General features: G+C 62.1%; 19 protein-coding genes and 1 tRNA gene. 12 read left to right on the top strand and 8 right to left on the bottom strand.

The genetic code is table 11. The annotated features are described in order from the left end of the window. Genes mltG through VUG52_RS19545 form a run of 3 tightly spaced genes read left to right on the top strand, consistent with a single transcriptional unit; the run spans position 1 to position 3,570 of the window. Positions 1-1,170: an endolytic transglycosylase MltG gene (mltG, locus tag VUG52_RS19555; RefSeq protein WP_262974562.1), complete on the top strand. Its 1,170-nt coding sequence runs from the start codon at positions 1-3 to the stop codon at positions 1,168-1,170. A 38-nt stretch (positions 1,171-1,208) separates the two neighbouring features. Beyond that, the gene (locus tag VUG52_RS19550; protein ID WP_050704707.1) at positions 1,209-2,693 is read left to right on the top strand and encodes an AAA family ATPase; all 1,485 of its coding nucleotides are present in this window, start codon (positions 1,209-1,211) and stop codon (positions 2,691-2,693) included. A 1-nt stretch (position 2,694) separates the two neighbouring features. Beyond that, complete coding sequence (locus tag VUG52_RS19545) at positions 2,695-3,570, top strand: HNH endonuclease (RefSeq protein ID WP_262974561.1); 876 nt, start codon at positions 2,695-2,697, stop codon at positions 3,568-3,570. A 15-nt stretch (positions 3,571-3,585) separates the two neighbouring features. Here VUG52_RS19545 and VUG52_RS19540 read toward each other — a convergent pair whose 3' ends face one another. Beyond that, entirely contained in the window at positions 3,586-4,392 is an 807-nt protein-coding gene (locus tag VUG52_RS19540) for a deoxynucleotide monophosphate kinase family protein (RefSeq protein ID WP_052896366.1), read from the bottom strand. 137 nt (positions 4,393-4,529) lie between these two features. Between VUG52_RS19540 and VUG52_RS19535 the strand changes: the two genes are divergently transcribed. Both VUG52_RS19535 and VUG52_RS19530 read left to right on the top strand, forming a co-directional pair. Beyond that, entirely contained in the window at positions 4,530-5,516 is a 987-nt protein-coding gene (locus VUG52_RS19535; protein ID WP_050704709.1) for a DNA polymerase III subunit delta', read from the top strand. Positions 5,517-5,549: 33 nt separating this feature from the next. Further along, a complete protein-coding gene (locus VUG52_RS19530; protein ID WP_262974560.1) occupies positions 5,550-6,332 on the top strand; it encodes a TatD family hydrolase in 783 nt (260 codons plus the stop codon). Positions 6,333-6,676: 344 nt separating this feature from the next. Here the strand turns inward: VUG52_RS19530 and VUG52_RS19525 are convergent, their stop codons facing one another. Next, on the bottom strand, positions 6,677-7,819 hold the full coding sequence (locus VUG52_RS19525) for an aminotransferase class V-fold PLP-dependent enzyme (RefSeq protein ID WP_331831937.1): 1,143 nt from the start codon (positions 7,817-7,819) through the stop codon (positions 6,677-6,679). Between the two features lie 74 nt (positions 7,820-7,893). Here VUG52_RS19525 and VUG52_RS19520 point away from each other — a divergent pair, with 74 nt between their 5' ends. The 5 genes from VUG52_RS19520 (at position 7,894) to VUG52_RS19500 (ending at position 12,678) form a co-directional block, all read left to right on the top strand. Beyond that, a complete protein-coding gene (locus VUG52_RS19520; protein WP_011532895.1) occupies positions 7,894-8,529 on the top strand; it encodes a TetR/AcrR family transcriptional regulator in 636 nt (211 codons plus the stop codon). A 128-nt stretch (positions 8,530-8,657) separates the two neighbouring features. Beyond that, the gene (locus VUG52_RS19515) at positions 8,658-9,626 is read left to right on the top strand and encodes a GTP 3',8-cyclase MoaA (RefSeq protein WP_050704712.1); all 969 of its coding nucleotides are present in this window, start codon (positions 8,658-8,660) and stop codon (positions 9,624-9,626) included. 66 nt (positions 9,627-9,692) lie between these two features. Further along, the gene (locus VUG52_RS19510) at positions 9,693-10,298 is read left to right on the top strand and encodes a DUF4823 domain-containing protein (protein WP_050704713.1); all 606 of its coding nucleotides are present in this window, start codon (positions 9,693-9,695) and stop codon (positions 10,296-10,298) included. 11 nt (positions 10,299-10,309) lie between these two features. Next, positions 10,310-10,870 carry a DUF1285 domain-containing protein gene (locus tag VUG52_RS19505; protein WP_050704714.1) on the top strand — a complete coding sequence of 187 codons (561 nt, stop codon included), beginning with the start codon at positions 10,310-10,312 and terminating at the stop codon, positions 10,868-10,870. A 444-nt stretch (positions 10,871-11,314) separates the two neighbouring features. Next, a protein-coding gene (locus VUG52_RS19500) for an IS3 family transposase (protein ID WP_423812696.1) occupies positions 11,315-12,678 on the top strand; the annotation gives its coding sequence in 2 pieces (ribosomal slippage) (positions 11,315-11,800 and positions 11,803-12,678; 1,362 coding nt in all). Between the two features lie 484 nt (positions 12,679-13,162). Here the strand turns inward: VUG52_RS19500 and VUG52_RS19495 are convergent. Further along, a complete protein-coding gene (locus VUG52_RS19495) occupies positions 13,163-13,324 on the bottom strand; it encodes a hypothetical protein (RefSeq protein ID WP_331831936.1) in 162 nt (53 codons plus the stop codon). Between the two features lie 57 nt (positions 13,325-13,381). On the opposite strand from VUG52_RS19495, the gene VUG52_RS19490 reads away from it, so the two are divergent. Next, a complete protein-coding gene (locus VUG52_RS19490) occupies positions 13,382-13,795 on the top strand; it encodes a cupin domain-containing protein (RefSeq protein ID WP_050704716.1) in 414 nt (137 codons plus the stop codon). 13 nt (positions 13,796-13,808) lie between these two features. On the opposite strand, the gene VUG52_RS19485 is transcribed toward VUG52_RS19490, so the two are convergent. From VUG52_RS19485 to VUG52_RS19475, 3 genes are all read right to left on the bottom strand, one after another. Continuing rightward, positions 13,809-15,053 carry a cytosine deaminase gene (locus VUG52_RS19485; protein WP_050704717.1) on the bottom strand — a complete coding sequence of 415 codons (1,245 nt, stop codon included), beginning with the start codon at positions 15,051-15,053 and terminating at the stop codon, positions 13,809-13,811. A 127-nt stretch (positions 15,054-15,180) separates the two neighbouring features. Next, positions 15,181-15,256 (bottom strand) — tRNA-Asn (locus VUG52_RS19480). A 62-nt stretch (positions 15,257-15,318) separates the two neighbouring features. Beyond that, entirely contained in the window at positions 15,319-16,515 is a 1,197-nt protein-coding gene (locus tag VUG52_RS19475) for an amino acid aminotransferase (protein ID WP_050704718.1), read from the bottom strand. Between the two features lie 289 nt (positions 16,516-16,804). Between VUG52_RS19475 and uvrB the strand changes: the two genes are divergently transcribed. After that, on the top strand, positions 16,805-18,820 hold the full coding sequence (uvrB, locus tag VUG52_RS19470) for an excinuclease ABC subunit UvrB (protein ID WP_050704719.1): 2,016 nt from the start codon (positions 16,805-16,807) through the stop codon (positions 18,818-18,820). 135 nt (positions 18,821-18,955) lie between these two features. On the opposite strand, the gene VUG52_RS19465 is transcribed toward uvrB, so the two are convergent. Together VUG52_RS19465 and VUG52_RS19460 are read right to left on the bottom strand one after the other, a co-directional pair. Continuing rightward, positions 18,956-20,446, bottom strand: a complete 1,491-nt coding sequence (locus VUG52_RS19465) for an MDR family MFS transporter (protein ID WP_331833180.1) — start codon at positions 20,444-20,446, stop codon at positions 18,956-18,958. A gap of 49 nt (positions 20,447-20,495) precedes the next feature. Beyond that, positions 20,496-21,545: an HlyD family secretion protein gene (locus VUG52_RS19460; RefSeq protein ID WP_331831935.1), complete on the bottom strand. Its 1,050-nt coding sequence runs from the start codon at positions 21,543-21,545 to the stop codon at positions 20,496-20,498. Between the last annotated feature and the right edge of the window lie 90 nt (positions 21,546-21,635).

The raw sequence follows: 21,635 nt of genomic DNA, 5'->3' as shown, positions 1-21,635 counted from the left end.
GTGAGACGCAAATTCCTGCTGCTGCTGGAAATGAGCTTGATCCTCGCCGGCCTGGCACTGGGCTGGGCCGCCTGGAAGGTCAACTCGGTCCTGGAGCAGCCCCTGCAAGTGGCGCAGGAGCGCCTGCTCGACGTGCCCAGCGGCACGACGCCCAATCGTATGTTCTATCGCATGCAGAGCGAAGGCCTGCTCGACGATCCGCTGTGGCTGCGCCTTTACTGGCGCTTCAACATGGCGGGCACGCCGTTGCACACCGGCGAATACCGGGTGACCCCGGGCATGACCGTGGGTCAGCTGTTCGACGCCTGGAAGCGCGGCGACGTGGTGCAGTACAACATCACCCTGGTCGAGGGCTGGACCTTCCGCCAGGTGCGTGCCGCGGTGGCCAAGCATGAAAAGCTCAAGCACACCCTCGAAGGCTTGTCCGATACCGAGGTGATGGACAAGCTCGGTCACACCGGTGTGTTCCCCGAAGGCCGCTTCTTCCCCGACACCTATCGCTTCGTGCGCGGCATGAGCGACGTCGAGCTGCTGCAGCAGGCCTACATGCGCCTGGACGAAGTGCTGGCCAAGGAGTGGGCCGAGCGCAGCACCGACCTGCCGTATCGCGACCCTTACCAGGCGCTGATCATGGCCTCGCTGGTGGAGAAGGAAACCGGCATTCCCCAGGAACGCGGGCAGATCGCCGGCGTGTTCGTGCGGCGCATGCGCCTGGGCATGATGCTGCAGACCGACCCGACCGTGATCTACGGCATGGGCGAGCGCTACAACGGCAAGATCACCCGCGCCGACCTGCGCGAGCCGACTCCCTACAACACCTACACCATGACCGGCTTGCCGCCGACGCCGATCGCCATGGTCGGGCGCGAGGCGATCCACGCCGCGCTCAACCCCAGCGACGGCTCGAGCCTGTACTTCGTCGCCCGTGGTGACGGCAGTCATGTGTTCTCCGACGACCTGGACGATCACAACAGCGCGGTGCGCGAGTTCCAGCTCAAGCGGCGGGCGGATTACCGTTCCAGCCCAGCGCCGAGGATCGAGCCCAGTGTGGATGAGCATCAAGGTTCCCCTGCAGAGCTTGATCCGCAGGTGGCAGACCCACCTACATCCAGTCAAAGACTCGAGGGGGCCGGCACTACCTCTGAGCCGGCTCCGGAAAGTGGCCGGTAGCACAGGGCTAGGCCCTTCGACCATCAAGGACGATGCAGATGTTCAGGAAAATCACGGTAAACGAGAAGAAAAGCTGTGCGGTCGTGCGATTGCTCGAAGGGGAGTCGCAGCCATCCACCTGGATTACGGTAATGGTCGGCCAGAATGGTGTTCGCAAGAGTTACGTGCTGCGAGCCTTGCTGGATGTCGCCTTGGGACAAAGTGGGGCCCGTACAGGTGGCCGACTGATCGAGGTAGAGGGTGGGGGTAGGCCAAGTTGCGTGGTGTGTCTTTCTGGGACGCCGCTTGACCGTTTTCCGAGGGCGAGCAGTAATAGTTTCTTTGGCGTGCTGAAGGAGTCCCTAGGTGTACCGCTTCTATACTTCGGCGCCAGGGCGACTAACGGGATGGCAGGGACAGCGCAAAGCGAGCGGGCGCTCATTGCCGCGTTACTCAATAATATTGAGGCCGTCCGCCAACGTGGCCACTTGTTGGAGCGGGTGTTTTCACATTTAGGGTTGCGCGCTCGTATGGATATTCGGCTGAAGCTCTCCAAGGCTACGGCTGACGATCACAAGTTGTGGCTCAACACGCCGATTGACAAGCAGCACATGGTCAGGGAAGACGTCGAAAAGCGAGCGAGCCAATTACTGGCTCGATTCGCCGAGGCACAGTCGGCGAGGGGCTGGGACGAAACTGTCGAGCGAGCCTATGGCAGGTTCATGGCTCTTGATTACCTTGTCATATACAAACTGCTGACGGGGATCAACAAGAGTCACGCTTTGCCGGTGCTGACCCTGTTGGATGGTGAGCTTTCTGTTGCGCCATCTTACTGGGATGCATACGGATGGGGTGTCGGCGAATGGCTGGTTCTGTTGAAAGCCGGTTTTCTCGATACGGCAGGTACCTCTTTCTTTCGTTTGACCGACGTCGCAGAGAATAGCGGTGACGAGGAAAAGGACGAGGCGCTCAAACTGAAAGGGCAAGATTTGAGCTCTGGACAGTGGGGGTGGCTGGCAGGTTTCGCCGGGTTATGTGCAGAGCTACGGCCAGGCAGCCTGGTGCTGGTGGACGAGCCTGAGAATAGTCTTCATCCCAAATGGCAACAACAATATACCTCCATGCTTAACAGCATCTTCCGAGAGTGCGGGGAGGTACAGGCTGTCATTGCTACCCATTCACCCCTAGTTGCGTCGGGGGTTGATCCTGAGTGGGGTAGCGTCGTCGCGCTGAGGTCCGGAATGAGTTTGGATGATGGCGTGCTCGAAATCCGAAGTGAAGCCATGGAGAGTACGTTCGGGTGGAGTGCCTCAGATGTCTACGAGAATATTTTCGGTATCGATTCGACGCGTGCGCCTGGATTCACTGCCACGGCAGATATCGCGTTGTCGTTGATCAGGGAAAAGAAACCAGTGACGCAACGTGAAATCGAAGTCATCAGAAAGGAATTGTCTGAGGGGCGGGAGACGCTGCCCATGCACGACCCGATGCGTAATGTGATTACCAGCATCCTGCAGCGTTTTTCAGGTCAGCAGGAGTCCTGAGATGGAGCTGTTCGAAACATTGGATTTTGAAGAACAGGATCTGCCTCTGCTAACCGCTGTTCGGGCGCATGGTGTTGCAGGGAGGGCGTGGTCCATCAATACGGATGTCGGTAATCTGCGTTCGAGGTTGCTCACTTTGCAGGGGTATCGTTGTGCTTATTGCCAGGTACCCATCGACAGAGATGAGGTTGGGCATCGAGAGTTGGATCATATTCTACCGAAATCCGCGTCAAGCGAATGCACGCAAGCGAAAGGAAAGAGTAATGCGTTTGGTGACCGGCAACATACCTTTGGCTATGGGCAATTCACCTTCGAGCCTTACAACCTGATCCTCACGTGCAAGGCCTGTAACGCCTTCAAGAAGAGCTTTGATCCTATGCGTGATCGGCAGGGTTACGTGGTCTCTGACGACTACCCCGATGGCAGGCAACTGCTATGGTTCTATCCTTACTCGCAGAGATACTCGGATCATATCGAACGGGGTGATGATTGGATTTATAGCAAGGTGACTGACGAAGGCGATGCAGTTATAAGAACCTGCAAGCTTGACAAGGTCGCAGTGCTGACTATCCGTTTTCAGGGGCGCGCACTGGCACTTGCCAGCAACGCAGGAAACCTGCGTCTCGCCCTGATGGCCTTGGGTACCCAAGTAGCGATGGGTAACTGCAGTAAGACAGACGCCCACATTGCCCTTGTCGATGCGCTGCTATTGGATGAAGACCAAGCCATTTATTATCTGAATATAGTCACTAACTACTTGGAGAACGGTAATTTTTCCGATCTGGAAAAGATCGAGCGCTTGATGGCTGCGGCGCTGGAGCGAGCTCATGTGAGTCCACAGGTTGCCGCTGACGTCATCGCCACAGTGACGCCTTGATTCAGGCCTGTTCCGTCAGTGCGTTGGCCGGATCTCCTGCCAGGCGTCGGCTACTCGATTCGCCAAGGCCTGGAGCGTGGAGTCGTTCATGATCGTCGTATCCCCCGGCTGTTGCGCGATTCCTGACTCCGAGCTGTGTGGATTCACCAGCTGAGAATTCGGGCGTTTGATGTGCCATATTTTGCCGTTATGGCTACGCAGGTAACTGGCTTCGTTCTCGAAGCGAATATCCTTGATGATGATGGTATGGACGTGGGCCGGTAGGGGCGCAAGCGGACGTGGTGCCACTGTGGGCAGGGTAGCGCGTTTACTTGAGTAGCCCGGGTATAGCAAGTGAGCCTTCCGGGATAGCAGCTCGACGATTTCTTGCGGGCGCACACCCCAATAGGCGTCGAGCTGGATCGAGCATTGCTCGTCCCACACCTGGGCACTGGTGAAGCCGAAAAACGCCTGTGCTGCCAGTCTGAAGGGGGCGTCAATGCTCTCAAGCGTCGTAATGTTGGCCGGCTCAGATGATTCAATCGGCGGGTTGATCGCCAGTTCCGCTCGCTTCAGCCAGTGATCGGCATTGAACTCACGCATCCATTCTGTGCCCACTTGTTGGAAGAGCTCACGGGGAGAGCGCCCCCACAAAGGGATCGTCTGTTCTTTCAGGGCGTCGGACCATGCTTGCTCGTCCGTCAGTCCCCACAGCACCTGGCAGCCCATTTTCAGCGGATCGGCCAAGGCATAGGCTGCGACACCTGGATTATTGAGCAGGATGGCGGCAACAGTGTCCTTGCCTGATCGGGCGGGGGCGGCCAGGCCGATGATTGTCCTCACGGGGTCTCCGGTATGTTTGAGCAGGCGGAAGCGTTAGAATGCGCGATTTAAGGGCGATTTTAGTTTGCCGGGCCGCATGATTGCAAAGATTCGAGCCTGCCTGCGTGGGCACATTCGTAACGCTGAGAGAGGTCTGTATGGCTGATGCCTACCCCTGGCAGCAGGTGCTCTGGCAACAACTGGCCGGGCGCGCCCAGCATGCCCATGCCTACTTGCTGCATGGCCCCCAGGGCATCGGCAAGCGCGCCCTGGCCGAGCGTCTGATGGCACGGCTGCTGTGCCAGCAGCCGCAGGGCCTGGATGCCTGCGGCCAGTGCAAGTCGTGCCTGTTGCTCAAGGCCGGCAGCCACCCGGACAACTTCGTCCTGGAGCCGGAAGAGGCCGACAAGCCGATCAAGATCGACCAGGTGCGTGATCTAGTGTCGTTCGTGGTGCAGACTGCCCAGCAGGGCGGGCGCAAGGTGGTGTTGATCGAGCCGGTGGAGGCGATGAACATCAATGCCTCCAACGCCCTGCTCAAGAGCCTGGAGGAGCCTTCCGGCGATACCGTGCTGCTGCTGGTCAGCCACCAGCCCAGCCGCCTGCTGCCGACCATCAAGAGCCGCTGTCAGCAAGTCGCCTGCCCGCAGCCGAGCCTGGAGCAGAGCCGCGCCTGGCTGGCCGGCGCCCTTGTCGACAGCGGTGAGGAAGAGCGCGAGGAGCTGCTGACCCTGGCCGCCGGTTCACCGCTGATGGCCTTGAGCCTGCAGACCCAGGGCGTGCGCGAGCAGCGGGCGCTGGTGACCGAGGGGGTGAAGAAGCTGCTCAAGCAACAGCAGTCGCCCAGCCAACTGGCCGAGGCCTGGAACAGCGTGCCGTTGCTGCTGCTGTTCGACTGGTTCTGCGACTGGTCGCACCTGATCCTGCGCTACCAGTTGACCCAGGATGAGGAAGGATTAGGCTTGGCCGACATGCGCAAGGTGCTGCAGTACCTGGCGCAGAAAAGCCGCCAGGGCAAGGTGCTGGAGGTCCAGGCGTGGATCCTCGAGCAGCGCCAGAAGGTGCTGGGCAAGGCCAACCTCAACCGTGTACTGCTGCTCGAAGCCTTGCTCGCCCACTGGGTGCAGCTGCCGGGCATGCGCTGATTTCCACCGTTCATTCATGTGTGTCGTGTTCCCATGCTCGTAGATTCCCATTGCCACCTCGACCGTCTCGACCTGAGCGCCCACCAAGGCTCTCTCGACGCCGCCCTGCAGGCGGCCCGTGAACGCGGGGTAGGGCACTTCCTGTGCATCGGCGTGAGCGCCGAGAACGCCGGCGCGGTCAAGGCGCTGAGCGAGCGCTATGCCGACGTGGACTGCTCGGTGGGCGTGCACCCGCTCGACCTGGCGCCCGGCGAGACGCCGGCGCTGGAGTGGCTGTTGCGCGAACTGGCCCATCCGCATGTGGTGGCCATCGGCGAGACCGGGCTGGACTACCACTACGAGCCGGAGGCCGCCGAGCTGCAGCAGGCCTCGTTCCGCCTGCACCTGGAGGCCTCGCGGCAGACCGGCAAGCCAGTCATCGTGCACACCCGGGCGGCCCGCGAGGACACCCTGGCGCTGCTGCGCGAGGCCAACCTGCCCCAGGCCGGGGTGCTGCACTGCTTCACCGAGGACTGGCCGATGGCCAAGGCCGCGCTGGACCTGGGCTACTACATCTCGCTGTCCGGCATCGTCACCTTCCGCAATGCCGACGCCCTGCGCGAGGTGGCCCGGCAAGTGCCGGTGGATCGCCTGCTGGTGGAGACCGACTCGCCGTACCTGGCGCCGATCCCGCACCGCGGCAAGCCGAACCTGCCGCAGTACGTGCGGGAAGTGGCCGAGTATGTGGCGTCGTTGCGCGGGGTGAGCTACGAGCAATTGGCCGAGCAGACGACCAGCAACTTCAAGCGACTGTTCCCGCTGGCAAGGGTGGTCTGAGGTCGCTGCGCTGACACTATCGCGGGGCAAGCCCGCTCCCACGCAATGATAGCATTCGTGGGAGCGGGCTTGCCCCGCGATAGCGTTGGCCCAGTCAAACCTGAAGCCGCTTCCCCATACTCCCTGAACCGGGCAAAAAAAACCCGGGTTCTGGGGGGGGAATCCGGGTTAAGACCATTAGGAGTAAAACAAAGGCACACGGTCCCTGGGCACCTTTATCGGCGCGCCACTTGGGGGGATGCGCCGCGCCAACACTTCAAGTATTGGCCAGGATTGGCGCCCCGCCAGCGGTGATTGATCGTTTTTTAAACAGATTTGGAATACGTCTGCAGCCCCTTGCGCGCTCAATGCATGGCGATTTGCCGGACCTGTCGCAGTACTTCGTCGATCAGGCGGCGGTCGGTATAGAAATGTGGGGAAAACCGTACCCCAGGGCCGCGTACGGCGCACATCACTCCGTTACTGCTCAGGGTTCGATAAATGTCGGCGTTGGCATGGCCGTCCAGGCTGAAACTGACGATGCCGGCCCGCCGTGAAGGATCGCCCGGGCTGTGCAGCTGCGCACCAGGGATGGCCGTCAGCCCTTGATGCAGCTGCTCGACCCGCTGCTCCAGCTGTTCGGCGACCACCGTCATGCCGACATCCTCCAGCAGCGACAGGCTGGCCTCCAGCGCGCAGGCGCCGAGCATGTTCGGGCTGCCGCACTCGAAGCGCCGCGCACTGCGCGCCGGTTGCCACTGGCGGCGTTCGAAGTCGCCAAGGTGTTCGAGCATATGCCAACCATAGGCATGCAGCTTCAACTGCCGACGCAGCTCGCTACGGCAATAGAACACCCCCAACCCCTCGGGGCCGAGCATCCACTTGTGGCCGTCGGCCATGGCGAAGTCGCATTGGTAGTGCTGCACATCGAAGGGCAGGGCGCCGACCTGCTGGATCGCGTCGACGCAGAACAGCACGCCGCGCTGGCGACAGGCGGTGCCCAGGCGTGCGAGGTCCAGGCGCAGGCCGCTGGCGAACTGCACGGCGCTGACCGACATCAACCGCGTTCGCGGGCCGCAGACGGCGAGCAGCGCCGCTTCCGGATCGGCGCCGGCCAGGGTTGCCTCGACCACTTCGACCACTTCGACCCCGCGATCGGCCAGGGCCTCCCAGACTACGCGGTTGGAGGGGAACTCCTCGTCGCTGATGACGACCTGGTCGCCGGGCTGCCAGTCCAGGCCGAAGGCCACCAGCGACAGCGCCTGGGAGGTGTTGCCCACCAGGGCGATATCGCCGGTGCTGGGCGCATTCAGCAAGCGTGCCAGGCGTTCGCGCAGGCGGCGCTCGGTGGCCAGCCAGGCGGGATACTCGCGGGCCCCCAGGCGGACATTATCCTGGGCGAAGCGCGCCACGGCCTCGGCGGTGCGGCGCGGCCAGGGGGCGATCGCCGCGTGATTCAGGTAGCACAGGCCCGGCGCCTGCTCGAACTCATCAAGAAACACAGACATGGTTGGAAGATCCGTGCAATTTGCCGCCAGTTAGGCATAATAATCCGCTTCGATTGTCATCCCAGTCCTTCTTTATGCAGAAAGAACCTCGCAAGGTCCGTGAGTTTCGCCGTCGCGAACAAGAGATCCTCGACACGGCGCTCAAGCTGTTTCTCGAACAGGGTGAAGACAGCGTCACCGTCGAGATGATCGCCGACGCCGTCGGTATCGGCAAAGGCACGATCTACAAGCACTTCAAGTCCAAGGCGGAGATCTACCTGCGCCTGATGCTCGACTACGAGCGTGACCTGAATGAGCTGTTGCATTCGGCTGACGTCGACCGCGACAAGGAAGCCCTGTCGCGCGCCTACTTCGAGTTCCGCATGCGCGACCCGCAGCGCTACCGGCTGTTCGACCGCCTGGAAGAGAAGGTGGTCAAGGGCAATCAGGTGCCGGAAATGGTCGAGCAGCTGCACAGCATCCGCGCCTCCAACTTCGATCGCCTCACCCAGCTGATCAAGGGGCGCATCAGCGAGGGCAAGCTCGAGGACGTGCCGCCGTACTTCCACTACTGCGCGGCCTGGGCGCTGGTCCACGGCGCGGTGGCGCTGTACCACTCGCCGTTCTGGAGCAATGTGCTCGAGGATCAGGAAGGTTTCTTCCAGTTCCTCATGGACATCGGCGTGCGCATGGGCAACAAGCGCAAGCGCGACCCGGAAGCCGCGAACTAAAGCCGTTCAATGCCCACCCGCCGAGTTTTCGGCGGGCGCGTTGCATCCAGGCTTCGACGGGAGGGCTTGCAAAAACCTGATTTTTGAGTCAGTTTTGCCCGCCAGAATCTTCCACGCCGGAGTCATCCATGATCGTCGATCGTCAAGGCAGGCGCTTTCGCAACCTGCGCGTCAGCCTGACTGCTGCCTGCAACTATGCCTGCACCTACTGCGTGCCCGATGGCAAGCGCCTGGTGGCGGCGCAGGACGAGCTCACGGCGGATGCCCTGGCTCGGGGCGTGGCCTACCTGGTGGAGGCGGCCGGGGTCGAGCGGCTGCGCATCACCGGCGGCGAGCCGCTGGTCAGCCCGCGACTGCAAGCCTTTCTCGGCGCGGTGGCGGGCCTGGGGCTGGAAGACATCAGCCTGACCACCAACGGTCAGTTGCTCACCCGCAAGCTGCCGCTGCTGCGTGATGCCGGCATCCGCCGGCTCAACGTTTCCCTCGATACCCTCGACGCCAGTGCCTTCCGCCGGATCGCCCGGGGCGGTGACCTGGCCAGCGTCCTGACGGGCATGGAGCAGGCCAGTGCCGCGGGCATGGCGATAAAGGTCAACATGGTGCCCATGCGCGGGCAGAACCTTGATCAGGTGCTGCCGCTGCTCGACTATTGCCTCGAGCGCGGCTACGAGCTGCGCTTCATCGAGCTGATGCGCATGGGCCACCTGGCGCGCGACGGCAATGCCTTCCTGCAGCAGTTCGTCGGCCTTGAGCAACTGCTGGCGCTGATCGGCCAGTCGTACAGCTATGAGCAGGCGCCGCGCCCATTGGATGCCACGGCCCTGCGCTACCGCATTCCCGGCAAGGGCCATTTCGGCGTGATCGCCAACGAGAGCGTGCCGTTCTGCCGCACTTGTTCGCGCCTGCGCCTGTCGTCCACCGGCTGGCTGCATGGCTGTCTGTCGTCGAGTAACCGTCACTTTATCGGCGACCTGCTCGACAAGCCTCGCCATCAGGCGCTTCCGGCGCTGCAACGGCTGCTGGTCAAGGCCCTGGCGGACAAGCAGGATGTGGCGTTTTCCGGCGATGTGATGGTGATGAAGGTGATTGGCGGCTGACTCTGGCGCAAAAGCTGCATCCTGCGGCTATTCGCCGGTTTTTCGTCACCGGTTTCTGGAGGAAAGATGCGTAGCCTGGTCTTGCTGCTGGCGCTGATGGCGTTGGGCGGCTGCATGAATGTCAGCGATATGGGCGAAGGCGTCCGTTACCACATGAGTGATGCGGGCCTGCTGGACCACAGTGACACCACCCGTACCCTGTCGATCCGTCTGCAGCCGGACTCGTTCATCTTCATCGGCCAGGGCGCCTTCGTGCCGCCGGGCAAGGGGCCGGTGCCGCAGCAGAATGCGGTAGCCGAGGAGGCCTTCAAGAGCTTCGTCGAGTACTTCCCGCTGGTGCGCCGCGCCCAGGGCCCGCTGGGTCTGGAAGACGCGATCGCCGAGGCCCGCGCGGTAGGTGCCGACTATGTGCTGTACACCCGTTTCGCCCGCACCGACGACCGTATCGGCAACGGTGACGAGTGGTATGACGAGCAGGCTGTCGATCGCCTGGGCTGGGACCGTGGCGTGGTGCAGATGATGCTGATCGAGACCAGCACGCGTTACCTCATCGACACCGCGCGGATCAAGAGCCGTGGCGGTTTGTTGACGTTCCACGACAACACGCCACAGGATTTGCTTGCCGCGCCGATGCGCGAGTACGCTCGTAGCCTTCTGGGCATGAGCAACTGAGCGAGCGTGTCATGAGCGATTCCGGCAAGGCCAACGATCTGCTGGCGCAGATCCCCGCGCACAAGGGGCTGCCCCCGGTGCACCTGTGGAACCCGGATTTCTGCGGTGACATCGACATGCGAATCGCCCGGGACGGGACCTGGTACTACCTGGGGACGCCGATCGGGCGCAAGCCGATGGTGCGGTTGTTCTCTACCATCATTCGGCGTGACGGGGATGATTACTTCCTGGTTACGCCGGTGGAGAAGGTCGGGATCCGGGTCGATGATGCGCCGTTTGTTGCCGTGCTGCTGGATGTCGAGGGCAGTGGGGAGCAGCAGGTGTTGCGGTTTACCAGCAATGTCGACGAGCAGGTCGAGGCTGGGCCTGAGAATCCTCTGCGGGTCGAGCTTGATCCGGTTACCCAGGAGCCTTCTCCCTATGTGCTTATGCGCGGGAACCTGGAGGCGTTGATTCATCGCAATGTGTTCTATCAGTTGGTGGAACTGGCGGTGGCGCGGGAGATTGATGGGGAAGTTTGGCTTGGGGTTTGGAGTCGGGGTGAGTTTTATCCGATTGGGCGTAGTGTCTAGTACCTGTTTCTGAATCCCCGTTTCATTACAGATACAACAGCCCAGCAATCAACTCATATTTCTTGATCTTGATCTTGATCTTGATCTTGATCTTGATCTTGATCTTGATCTTGATCTTGATCTTGATCTTGATCTTGATCTTGATCTTGCTTCTAAGCGCGCGATAGTTCAGGCACCGCCAATTGCGACTTCAGGAGGCCGAACGCAGGGCTTGCGGAGGGAGGTGACGGGCATGGATGCCCGTCAAGCGCTGCGCCCCAGGATGGGGCGTTCAGCGCGGTCCTCCCGGGAGCAAGACCGGAGTGAGGGGACCCCGGAGCGAAGCGTAGGGGCCGGATGAATGGAGCGAGGATTTTTTGGTTCCTTTTTGATCCTTCAAAAAGGGACCCGCCGTTGAACTGACCCCCGAAAGTTGGACGCCTGACTCCAACCGGAGGGTGTTCCATGACGAAATACAATCTAGCGCTCAAGCAAGCACTCATCGAAGAGTGCCTTTCTGCACGGAGTGTTCATGAGGTAGCACTGAAGCATAGCCTGAGTCCATCGTTGCTACGCCGTTGGATAAAGGGCTATGAGCAACACGGCGCAGCAGGTCTGACTACCAAGTACAGCCACTACGACGCCCAGTTCAAGTTGAAGGTTTTGCAGTGCATCGAGCAAGGCGGACTGTCAGCCCAGCAAGCCTGCATACAGTTTGATATCCGAGGTCCGAGTAGCATCAGGCAGTGGAAAAGGCTGTACGATGAAGGCGGAGTAGAAGCACTTCACCCGCATCGTGCCCGAGAATCCCGAATGCCCCGCAAAGCATCAAAACAACCCAGCATAAGCCCGGCTACCCCTGCAGATACCGAGCTGACACCTGAGCAGATGCTCGAAGAGCTGGAGTATCTGCGTGCGGAGAATGCCTATCTAAAAAAGCTCGATGCCTTGATCCAAGCGGACCCCAGCACTGCGCAATCAAGAAAGCGCAGACCGTCCAAGGATTGAGGCATGAGCATCGGCTAGCTCTGCTTTTACGCGCGGCAGGGCTGGCACGCAGCACCTTCTATTACCAAAGCAAAGCGTTGGTGACCGACAAGCATGCGGTTCTCAAAGAGCGCATCAATAGCCTCTATCACAAGCACAAGGGGCGGTACGGCTATCGCCGCATCACCGCAGTGCTTGAGCGGCACGGCGAAGTGATCAATCACAAGAAGGTGCAGCGGTTGATGCAGTTGATGAATCTGAAATCCCTGGTAAAAGTGAAGAAATATCGCTCCTACCGAGGTTCCGAAGGGCTTGTTGCATCTGATCTGCTCAAGCGTGAATTCAAGGCGGAAGCCCCTAATCAGAAATGGGTAACCGATGTGACTGAGTTTAAGGTGAAAGGGCAGAAGCTGTATCTTTCACCTGTGATGGACCTGTACAACGGCGAAATTCTTGCCTATCAGATCAATCCGCGCCCTGAGTTCAAGATGGTATCGACGATGTTGGAGCAAGCTTTCGAGCGGCTGAGCCCAGATGACAAACCGATATTGCACTCCGATCAAGGTTGGCAATATCGACAGCCTGCTTATCGACATATGCTGGGCGGAAAGGAAATCCAGCAGAGCATGTCGCGTAAGGGCAACTGCCTGGACAATGCCGCGATGGAAAGCTTTTTCGGTACACTCAAGAGCGAGTTTTTCTATCTGGAATCGTTTGACAGTGTTGAGCAACTGGCATCAGGGCTAGAGGACTACATCGCCTACTACAATCAAGAACGTATAAGTCTAAGACTGAATGGCTTGAGCCCGGTACAATTTCGGACTCAAGCGCTGAACCCATAGCGTACCCCGTCCAACTTTCGGGGGTCAGTTCACGTAAGGGCGGAAAGGTGACTTTGCGTCACCATCGCAAATGAATGCGCATATAACTTTCAAAACACATGACTCTAAAAGTCAAAGTCAAAGTCAAAGTCAAAGTCAAAGTCAAATGCGAACGGCGTGGGTTTTTACAGGTGTAAGCGCATTCATTAGCTATAATGACGCACAGTCACCCTTTCGCCCCCCGGCGAGTCACTTTTTGTCAAACGCCCGGAGCGCCGGCCGGACAAAAGTAACCAAAAAACGCTGCGCTCCATTCATCCGGCCCTGCGCTACGCTCCGGGTCCCCTCACTCCGGCCTTGCTCCCGGGAGGACCGCGCTGTAGGGCCCATCCTGGGCCCCAGCGCTTGACGGGCATCCATGCCCGTCACCTCCCTCCGCAAGGCCTGCGTTCGGCCTCCTGAAGTCGCGAAGGTACGGGCGGCGCCTGGGCTGACGTAGCTGTCGCTAGTTGGGTATGGCGCTAAACTTTTGATCGGCAACGGCAACGGCAACGGCAACGGCAACGGCAACGGCAACGGCAACGGCAACGGCAACGGCAACGGCAACGGCAACGGCCAAAACGATAAACTGGCAATCGGCCTCCAGTTTTTTCCGCGAATTGGCCATTTGCCCCTCACCACCCTGGGCTTAACCTGCAGGCAGATACCCCTCAGGAGAAACCCCATGCGATCCATCCGTCTGCCCATTGCCCTACTGACGTTAGGCCTGCTCGCCCCGTTGTCACCCACCTGGGCCCACGGCGAGAATCCCGACCAGGTCAAGATTCTCCAGGAGCAACTCCCCACCAACGCCCCCGGCAAGAAAGCCGTGATGCTCACGGTCAGCTATGGCCCCGGCCAGGCGTCGCCCGCCCACCAGCATCCGGGAGCGGTCATGGCTTATGTATTGGACGGGGCGGTGACCTCCAAGCTCAATGACGAACCGGAGAAAACCTACAAGGCCGGCGAGTTCTGGTACGAGGCGCCGGGCACCGTGCACAGCGTGTCGCGCAATGCCAGCAAGACCGAGCCAGCAAAGTTGCTGGTCTGGAGCCTGGTGGACGAGGGGCGGCCAGTGACCGAGCCCCTGTCCCAATGATTGACCGAGGGGCTTACAGCGCGCCCTTCGCAGCCTGGATCAGGGCGTCGTCCAGCACCTGGCTGGGGGCGACCTGGACGCTCTGGGTGTAGAAGGGCGGCAGCTTCTGCGCCAACTGCGCCACGGCCTGCGGCGTCACACCCGGGTGCAGCAGCACGTATTGCAGATTGGACGGGAACGACTGCGGCACAGGCCCCTCCATGGTCGAGCCGTACGCACCGAAGGTCATCACTGCCTCACTGGTGCGCGGATCGGGGATGTACAGGAAGACGAACGTGCCGTACTTGGGATGGGTGAGGTATTGCTGCGCCTCGGCGCGGACCTGTGGGTCGTTGCTGTTCATCAACTGCCAGCGCATCAGGGCATAGCGGCGCGTGGTTTCCATGAACGCCGTGCGGATGGGCGACTGCTTTTCCTGGCCGCCAAGGCAGGCCAGCAGGTTACCGAACGGATCCAGCAAGGCCACGGCATTCATCGTATCGGCATGGCGCGCGGTTTCCGTCAGGGGCTTGGCCAAGGCAGCACCTGGCATGCGCGGGTCGTCGAACTTGACCGTCAATGCCCATGGGCTGAGTTCGGTCAATGCCTTGCGCACCGCGCTGTTGGCCGGCAGCGATGCCGGGTTTTTCAGCTTGTCAGGCGCCAGGCCACTGTTGTTGCTCGCATCGCGTACCGTGTTGACGCTGGCGTCGAAGATCGAGCCGGTCAGGCTGAATACCCGCGCGTCGATGGTCTCCTTCGCAAAGACGGGGCCTGTCGAGCCTTGGTACTGCCGATCGATAGGCTTGTCTACCGCGTAGTAGCCCCAAGTCTGCTGGGCTTTCTGGCGGACTTCCGGCGGCAGGGTCGGGAAGTCGAACTGGCTGTTGTAGTTGACCCCGGCATAGGTGTCTATGGCGCTGACCGCCACATTGAAGCCTGCGGTCAGCAGCGAGCCTGCGCACATCGCGCAGGGATCCAGGGTGGTCACCACGGTGAGCGCGCTGGGCGGCGGCAGGTTCAGGGCCTGGCGATTGTCGTAGTACCACTGCACCAGTTGGCGTTCGCCGTGGGCTGTCGGGTCATGGGGCAGGAACGGGGGTTGTGCGGTGCTGTCGGGGTAGGGCATCAGCACATTGTTGTGCATGGCCTTCAACACCTTGCCGGTGGCATTCTCGATGATGCAGCCGCCTACCGCGAACGTCTTCTGCTGCGCGGCGAGGATGGATTGATCGGCGACCACTTCCACGGCTTGCTGGGCATTGCGAACGGTGTCCATGTTGACTCCCTGTCGTTGCTGCGCGAGGTGCGCAGGCAGACGATAGTCCAGGGCAGTCGGAAAACAAGCGGCAGATCCTGAAAAGAAAAAACCTCCAGTGCTTGCGCATCTGGAGGTTTTCAGTGTTTGGCTCCGCGACCTGGACTCGAACCAGGGACCCAATGATTAACAGTCATTTGCTCTACCGACTGAGCTATCGCGGAATCTGCGCTTATCTTACCGACTGCCCGGGGGAAGTCAAGCTTCCCCCAAGACAATCAAGCAGTTACAGCACTTCGACGATGGCCTTGGTGACCACGTGAATGTTGCTCTGGTTCAGCGCGGCGACCGCGATGCGGCCGGTGTCCAGGGCGTAGATGCCGAAATCGTTCTTCAGGCGCGCCACTTGCTCCACGGTCAGGCCCGAGTAGGAGAACATGCCGCACTGGCGACCGACGAAGCTGAAGTCGCGCTTGGCGCCGTATTCGGCCAGCAGCTCGACCATCTGCTTGCGCATGCCATGGATGCGCTCGCGCATCTCGGCCAGCTCGGTTTCCCACATCTGGCGCAGCTCGGGGCTGTTGAGCACGGCGGCGACGATGCTGGCGCCGTGGGTCGGCGGGTTGGAGTAGGTGGTGCGGATCACACGCTTGACCTGCGACAGCACGCGGGTGCTCTCGTCTTTCGAGGCGGTGACGATCGACAGCGCGCCGACGCGCTCGCCGTACAGCGAGAACGACTTGGAGAACGAGCTGGAAACGAAGAACTCAAGGCCCGATTCGGCGAACAGGCGCACGGCGAAGGCGTCTTCGTCGATGCCGGCACCGAAGCCCTGGTAGGCCATGTCCAGGAACGGGATGTGGCCCTTGGCCTTGACCACTTCCAGGACGTTCTTCCAGTCGTCCAGCGACAGGTCGACACCGGTCGGGTTGTGGCAGCAGGCGTGCAGGACGATGACCGAGCCGGCCGGCAGTTTGTTCAGGTCCTCGAGCATGCCGGTGCGGTTGACGTCGTGGCTGGCGGCATCGTAGTAACGGTAGGTCTGTACCGGGAAGCCGGCGCTCTCGAACAGGGCGCGGTGGTTTTCCCAGCTCGGGTCGCTGATTGCGACCACGGCACCCGGCTGCAGGCGCTTGAGGAAGTCGGCGCCGATCTTCAGCGCGCCGGTGCCGCCCACGGCCTGCACGGTGACCACGCGACCGGCGGCCAGCAGCGGCGACTCGGCGCCGAAGATCAGCTTCTGCACGGCCTGGTCGTACTGGGCGATGCCGTCGATCGGCAGGTAGCCGCGGGAAGCGTGCTGGGCGGCACGGGCAGTCTCGGCCTCGATCACCGCGCGCAGCAGCGGGATGCGGCCTTCCTCATTGCAGTACACGCCCACGCCCAGGTTCACCTTGTCGGTGCGTGGGTCGGCGTTGAATGCTTCGTTGAGGCCCAGGATAGGGTCGCGGGGTGCCAGCTCGACAGCGGAAAACAGGCTCATTGTTACCTTGGCTCTGATAGGAGAGTGATAGGGGTCGCCACGCTCCAGCCGAAGGCACTGAAGCGGTGCGCAAACGGGGAGTCAGTATAGTGATACCGACCGGTCACTGCGACAGTCTGGCGCAGCTTTTCCGGCTGTTTGCGCAAATATTTTTCGACCATTGGTCGAATTGCCCGGTCCATTGACATGAACGTTCACAGGTCGGGCTTGAATCCGGCGCCCAGGGGGCGCATTTGGGTATAGACTACTGGCTAAATTTACAGTTGCCGCGACATCCACGAGGTCCGTCATGTCCGAGTTCCAGCTCGTCACCCGATTCCAGCCGGCCGGCGACCAGCCCGAGGCCATCCGCCAGATGGTCGAGGGCATCGACGCGGGCCTGTCGCACCAGACCCTGCTCGGGGTGACCGGCTCGGGCAAGACCTTCAGCATTGCCAACGTCATCCAGCAGGTGCAGCGCCCGACCATGGTGCTGGCGCCGAACAAGACCCTGGCGGCGCAGTTGTACGGCGAGTTCAAGGCGTTCTTCCCGAACAACGCGGTGGAGTACTTCGTCTCCTACTACGACTACTACCAGCCCGAAGCCTACGTGCCGTCGTCGGACACCTTCATCGAGAAGGACGCGTCGATCAACGACCACATCGAGCAGATGCGCCTGTCGGCGACCAAGGCGCTGCTGGAGCGACGCGACGCGATCATCGTCACCACCGTGTCGTGCATCTACGGTCTGGGCAGCCCCGAGACGTACCTGAAGATGGTCCTGCACGTCGATCGCGGCGACAAGCTCGACCAGCGCGCCCTGCTGCGGCGCCTGGCCGACCTGCAGTACACCCGCAACGAGATGGACTTCGCCCGTGCCACCTTCCGTGTGCGCGGCGACGTGATCGACATCTTCCCGGCCGAATCGGACCTGGAGGCGATCCGCATCGAGCTGTTCGACGACGAGGTGGAGAACATCGCCGCCTTCGACCCGCTCACCGGCGAGGTGATCCGCAAGCTGCCGCGGTTCACCTTCTATCCCAAGAGCCACTACGTGACCCCGCGGGAAACCCTGGTCGAGGCCGTGGACGGGATCAAGGAGGAGCTCAAGGAGCGCCTCGAGTACCTGAATTCGCACAACAAGCTGGTGGAGGCCCAGCGCCTGGAGCAGCGCACCCGTTTCGACCTGGAGATGATCCTCGAACTGGGCTACTGCAACGGCATCGAGAACTACTCGCGCTACCTCTCCGGGCGCCCGGCCGGCGCGCCGCCGCCCACGCTCTACGACTACCTGCCGGATGACGCGCTGCTGGTGATCGACGAATCCCACGTCAGCGTTCCCCAGGTCGGCGCCATGTACAAGGGCGACCGCTCGCGCAAGGAAACCCTGGTGGAGTACGGCTTCCGCCTGCCGTCGGCACTGGACAACCGGCCGATGCGTTTTGATGAATGGGAGGCGGTCAGCCCGCAGACCATCTTCGTTTCCGCCACGCCCGGCCCCTACGAGGCCGAGCACGCCGGGCGGGTGGTGGAGCAGGTGGTGCGGCCGACCGGCCTGGTCGATCCGCAGGTCGAGGTGCGCCCGGCATTGACCCAGGTGGACGACCTGCTGTCGGAGATCGGCAAGCGCGTGGCCATGGGCGAGCGGGTGCTGGCCACCACGCTCACCAAACGCATGGCCGAGGACCTCACCGACTACCTGGCCGACCACGACGTGCGGGTGCGCTACCTGCACTCGGACATCGACACCGTCGAGCGGGTCGAGATCATCCGCGACCTGCGCCTGGGCACCTTCGACGTGCTGGTGGGGATCAACCTGCTGCGCGAGGGCCTGGACATGCCCGAGGTGTCGCTGGTGGCGATCCTCGATGCCGACAAGGAAGGTTTCCTGCGTTCCGAGCGCTCGCTGATCCAGACCATCGGCCGTGCCGCGCGCAACCTCAATGGCAAGGCGATTCTCTACGCCGACAACATCACCGGCTCCATGCAGCGGGCCATCGACGAGACCGAGCGGCGCCGGGCCAAGCAGGTGGCGTTCAACGAAGCCAATGGCATCGTGCCCAAGGGCGTGGTCAAGGACATCACCGACATCATGGAAGGCGCCACGGTGCCTGGAGCGCGGAGCAAGAAGCGCAAGGGCATGGCCAAGGCGGCGGAGGAGGCCGAGCGCTACGAGGCCGAGCTGCAGACCCCGGCGCAGATCACCAAGCGCATCAAGCAGCTGGAAGAAAAGATGTTCCAGTTCGCCCGCGACCTGGAGTTCGAGGCCGCCGCGCAGTTGCGCGACGAGATCGGCAAGCTGCGCGAGCGCCTGCTGACCAGTTGAGCAGTGTCTATCAGTAACGGCCTCTTCGCGGGTAAACCCGCTCCCACAGGTTCAGCGTCAACGCGAATCCTGTGGGAGCGGGTTTACCCGCGAAGAGGCCGGCAGCCGCACGACAGATTCTGTTTGTGAACTGTGTCAGTGCGCCTCACCCGCCTTCAACCCCTGCGGCAACGTGCGCGTCAGCAACACCGCCAGCGTGCTCACCGCCAGCCCGATCCCGACAAAATGGAAGGCATCGTTATAGGCCATGATCAAGGCCTGCTGGTGGGTAATCTCGGACAGCTTGCCCAGCGCCGCGTTATCGCTGCCCAGCCGCTCTGCCAGCTGCGCCAGTCGCTCCGCCACCTGGGGGTTGCTCGGCACCACCGCCTCGCGCAGGTAGTCGAAGTATTCCTTGGTTCGTGCATCCAGCAGCGTCGCCAGCAAGGCAATGCCGATGGCGCCGCCCAGGTTGCGCAGGATATTGAACAGGCTCGACGCCGAGCCCGCGTCCTGGGGCTGGATGTAGGCCGTGGCAATCAGCGAGATGGTCACCATGATCATCGGCTGGCCAAGGGCGCGGATTACCTGGATCTGATTGAACTGCGGGCCGGCGAAGTCCGGGTTGAGCACCCCGGAGCCGAAGCTGGCCGCGCCGAACAGGCAAAAGCCCAGGGCGCACAGCACCTTGGGCGGGATCACCTTCATCAACTGCGGCACCAGCGGGATCAGGAACAGCTGCGGCACGCCCATCCACATGATCACCTCGCCGATCTGCAGGGCGTTGTAGCCCTGGATCTGCGCAAGGTATAGCGGCAGCAGGTAGATCGACCCGTACAGGCCGACGCCCATGCCCAGGCTGGCGATGCTCGACAGGCCAAAGTTGCGGTTGCCGAGGATGCGCAGGTTGATCAGCGGGTGCGGGCGGGAGAACTGCAGGATCACGAACAGGATCAGGCTGAGCAGGGCGACGCTGCCGAGGCTTACGATCAGGTTCGATTCCAGCCAGTCCTTGCGATGCCCCTCCTCGAGAAACACCTGCAGGCAGCCCAGGCCCAGGCCGAGGGTGACGATACCGGCGTAGTCGGTGCTCTTGAGCAGTTCCCAATGTGCTTCCTTCTTCTCCAGCCCGTACAGCAGGCCGGCGATCATCACCAGCCCCGGCGGGATGTTGATGTAGAAGATGTATTCCCAGCCCCAGTTCTCGGTCAGCCAGCCGCCCAGGGTCGGGCCGATGGAGGGGGCGAAGGTGGCGGTCATGGCGAACATGGCCATGCCCTTGGCGCGGTGGTGTTCGGGCAGCTTGATCAGGGTCAGGGTGAACGCCAGCGGGATCAGCGCGCCGCCGGTGAAGCCTTGCAGGGCGCGGAACACGATCATGCTCTCGAGGTTCCAGGCCATCGAGCACAGCAGCGACGACACCAGGAAGCCCAGCGACACCCACACCGCCAGGCGCCGGGCTGAGAGTAGCTGCACCAGCCAGGCGGTCAGCGGGATCATGATGATCTCGGCCACCAGGTAGGAGGTGGAGATCCACGAGCCTTCCTCCAGGGTCGCCGACAGCGCGCCCTGGATGTCCTTGAGCGAAGAGTTGGTGATCTGGATGTCCAGCACCGCCATGAAGGCGCCGAGCATCACGCTCATCACCGCGATCCAGTCGCGCCGGGTCGGCTCCGCGGTGGGGCGCAGCAGCGGGTCACCGGCCATCCGCATCCCCATCGCGCAGGTCGACCGTGGCAGTGACCGACATGCCTGGGCGGATGCGTCCATGCAACGGGTTGTCGGCGGCGAAGGTCAGCTTGACCGGAATGCGCTGCACCACCTTGGTGAAGTTGCCGGTGGCGTTGTCCGGCGGCAACAGGCTGAACTGCGCGCCGGAAGCGGCGAACAGGCTGTTCACGCGGCCTTCGATCGGGGTGTCGGGGTAGCTGTCGAACAGCAGTTCGGCACGCTGGCCGGGGTGCATCCGGCCGATCTGGGTTTCCTTGAAGTTGGCCTGCACCCAGATGTCCTCGTCGGGGACGATCGACAGCAGGTAGGCGCCGGCCTGGACCACCTGGCCGTTGCGGGCGCTGCGCTGGCCGATGGTGCCGCTGATCGGCGCGTGGATCGCGCAACGGGTCAGGTTCAGCTCGGCCTGGGCCAGGTCGGCGCGGGCATTGGCGATCTGCGCGTCGAGGCGCTTGAGTTCGGCGTTCAGGGCGTCGACCTGCTGGCGCTGGCCCTTGAGGTCGGCCTGGGCCTTGTCCACCTGGGAACGGGCGACATGGCTTTCCGCCGACAGGGTGGTGACCCGCTCTTCGGAGACGAAGCCTGGCTTGCGCAGGGCCTGAGCGCGGTTGAGGTCCAGTTGCGAGCGGTCGAGGGTGGCCTGGCTGGCGGCGACCTGGGCCTGGCCGGCCGCGATCAGGCTGCCTTGCTGGGTCAGGCGGCTGCGCGCCTGGGCCAGTTCCGCCTCGCGGGTGGCCAGGGCGGCGCGGGCGCGCTCGACGGCCAGTTCGAAGTCGGCGACTTCCAGGCGCACCAAAAGGTCGCCCTTGCGCACGTGCTGGTTGTCCTCGACCCGCACCTCGTCGATACGCGCGCCCAGCTGGCTGGAGATACGGGTGATCTCGCCCTGCACATAGGCGTTGTCGGTGGTCTCGAAGAAGCGCCCCTTGAAGTACCAGTGGGCCAGGAAGGCGAGGCCGACCAGCAGCACCAGGGAGAGGAAGACCAGCAGGCGACGTTTGAGTGGAGTGGGCATGGGAGACTGTCATTGCGAAAATGTAAGCAAATATAACAGCGCTCGACGGGACGCTCACAAGTGACGATCGCGCCATTGCTGGAGCCCGGT

The sequence above is a fragment of the Pseudomonas sp. LH21 genome (genome assembly GCF_036549575.1).
Lineage (GTDB): Bacteria > Pseudomonadota > Gammaproteobacteria > Pseudomonadales > Pseudomonadaceae > Aquipseudomonas > Aquipseudomonas peradeniyensis.
The sequence above is the reverse complement of the archived record's forward strand: the minus strand, read 5'-3'. Positions and strand labels throughout refer to the sequence as shown.

What these genes read in the sequence shown, in the direction of transcription:
- VUG52_RS19495 (WP_331831936.1), bottom strand. Translation starts at nt 13,324, where the DNA reads ATGGCCAATTCGCGGAAAAAACTGGAGGCCGATTGCCAGTTTATCGTT.
- VUG52_RS19550 (WP_050704707.1), top strand. Translation starts at nt 1,209, where the DNA reads ATGTTCAGGAAAATCACGGTAAACGAGAAGAAAAGCTGTGCGGTCGTG.
- VUG52_RS19490 (WP_050704716.1), top strand. Translation starts at nt 13,382, where the DNA reads ATGCGATCCATCCGTCTGCCCATTGCCCTACTGACGTTAGGCCTGCTC.
- VUG52_RS19460 (WP_331831935.1), bottom strand. Translation starts at nt 21,545, where the DNA reads ATGCCCACTCCACTCAAACGTCGCCTGCTGGTCTTCCTCTCCCTGGTG.
- uvrB (WP_050704719.1), top strand. Translation starts at nt 16,805, where the DNA reads ATGTCCGAGTTCCAGCTCGTCACCCGATTCCAGCCGGCCGGCGACCAG.
- VUG52_RS19505 (WP_050704714.1), top strand. Translation starts at nt 10,310, where the DNA reads ATGAGCGATTCCGGCAAGGCCAACGATCTGCTGGCGCAGATCCCCGCG.
- VUG52_RS19510 (WP_050704713.1), top strand. Translation starts at nt 9,693, where the DNA reads ATGCGTAGCCTGGTCTTGCTGCTGGCGCTGATGGCGTTGGGCGGCTGC.
- VUG52_RS19525 (WP_331831937.1), bottom strand. Translation starts at nt 7,819, where the DNA reads ATGTCTGTGTTTCTTGATGAGTTCGAGCAGGCGCCGGGCCTGTGCTAC.
- VUG52_RS19520 (WP_011532895.1), top strand. Translation starts at nt 7,894, where the DNA reads ATGCAGAAAGAACCTCGCAAGGTCCGTGAGTTTCGCCGTCGCGAACAA.
- VUG52_RS19545 (WP_262974561.1), top strand. Translation starts at nt 2,695, where the DNA reads ATGGAGCTGTTCGAAACATTGGATTTTGAAGAACAGGATCTGCCTCTG.
- VUG52_RS19515 (WP_050704712.1), top strand. Translation starts at nt 8,658, where the DNA reads ATGATCGTCGATCGTCAAGGCAGGCGCTTTCGCAACCTGCGCGTCAGC.
- VUG52_RS19530 (WP_262974560.1), top strand. Translation starts at nt 5,550, where the DNA reads ATGCTCGTAGATTCCCATTGCCACCTCGACCGTCTCGACCTGAGCGCC.
- VUG52_RS19485 (WP_050704717.1), bottom strand. Translation starts at nt 15,053, where the DNA reads ATGGACACCGTTCGCAATGCCCAGCAAGCCGTGGAAGTGGTCGCCGAT.
- VUG52_RS19475 (WP_050704718.1), bottom strand. Translation starts at nt 16,515, where the DNA reads ATGAGCCTGTTTTCCGCTGTCGAGCTGGCACCCCGCGACCCTATCCTG.
- VUG52_RS19535 (WP_050704709.1), top strand. Translation starts at nt 4,530, where the DNA reads ATGGCTGATGCCTACCCCTGGCAGCAGGTGCTCTGGCAACAACTGGCC.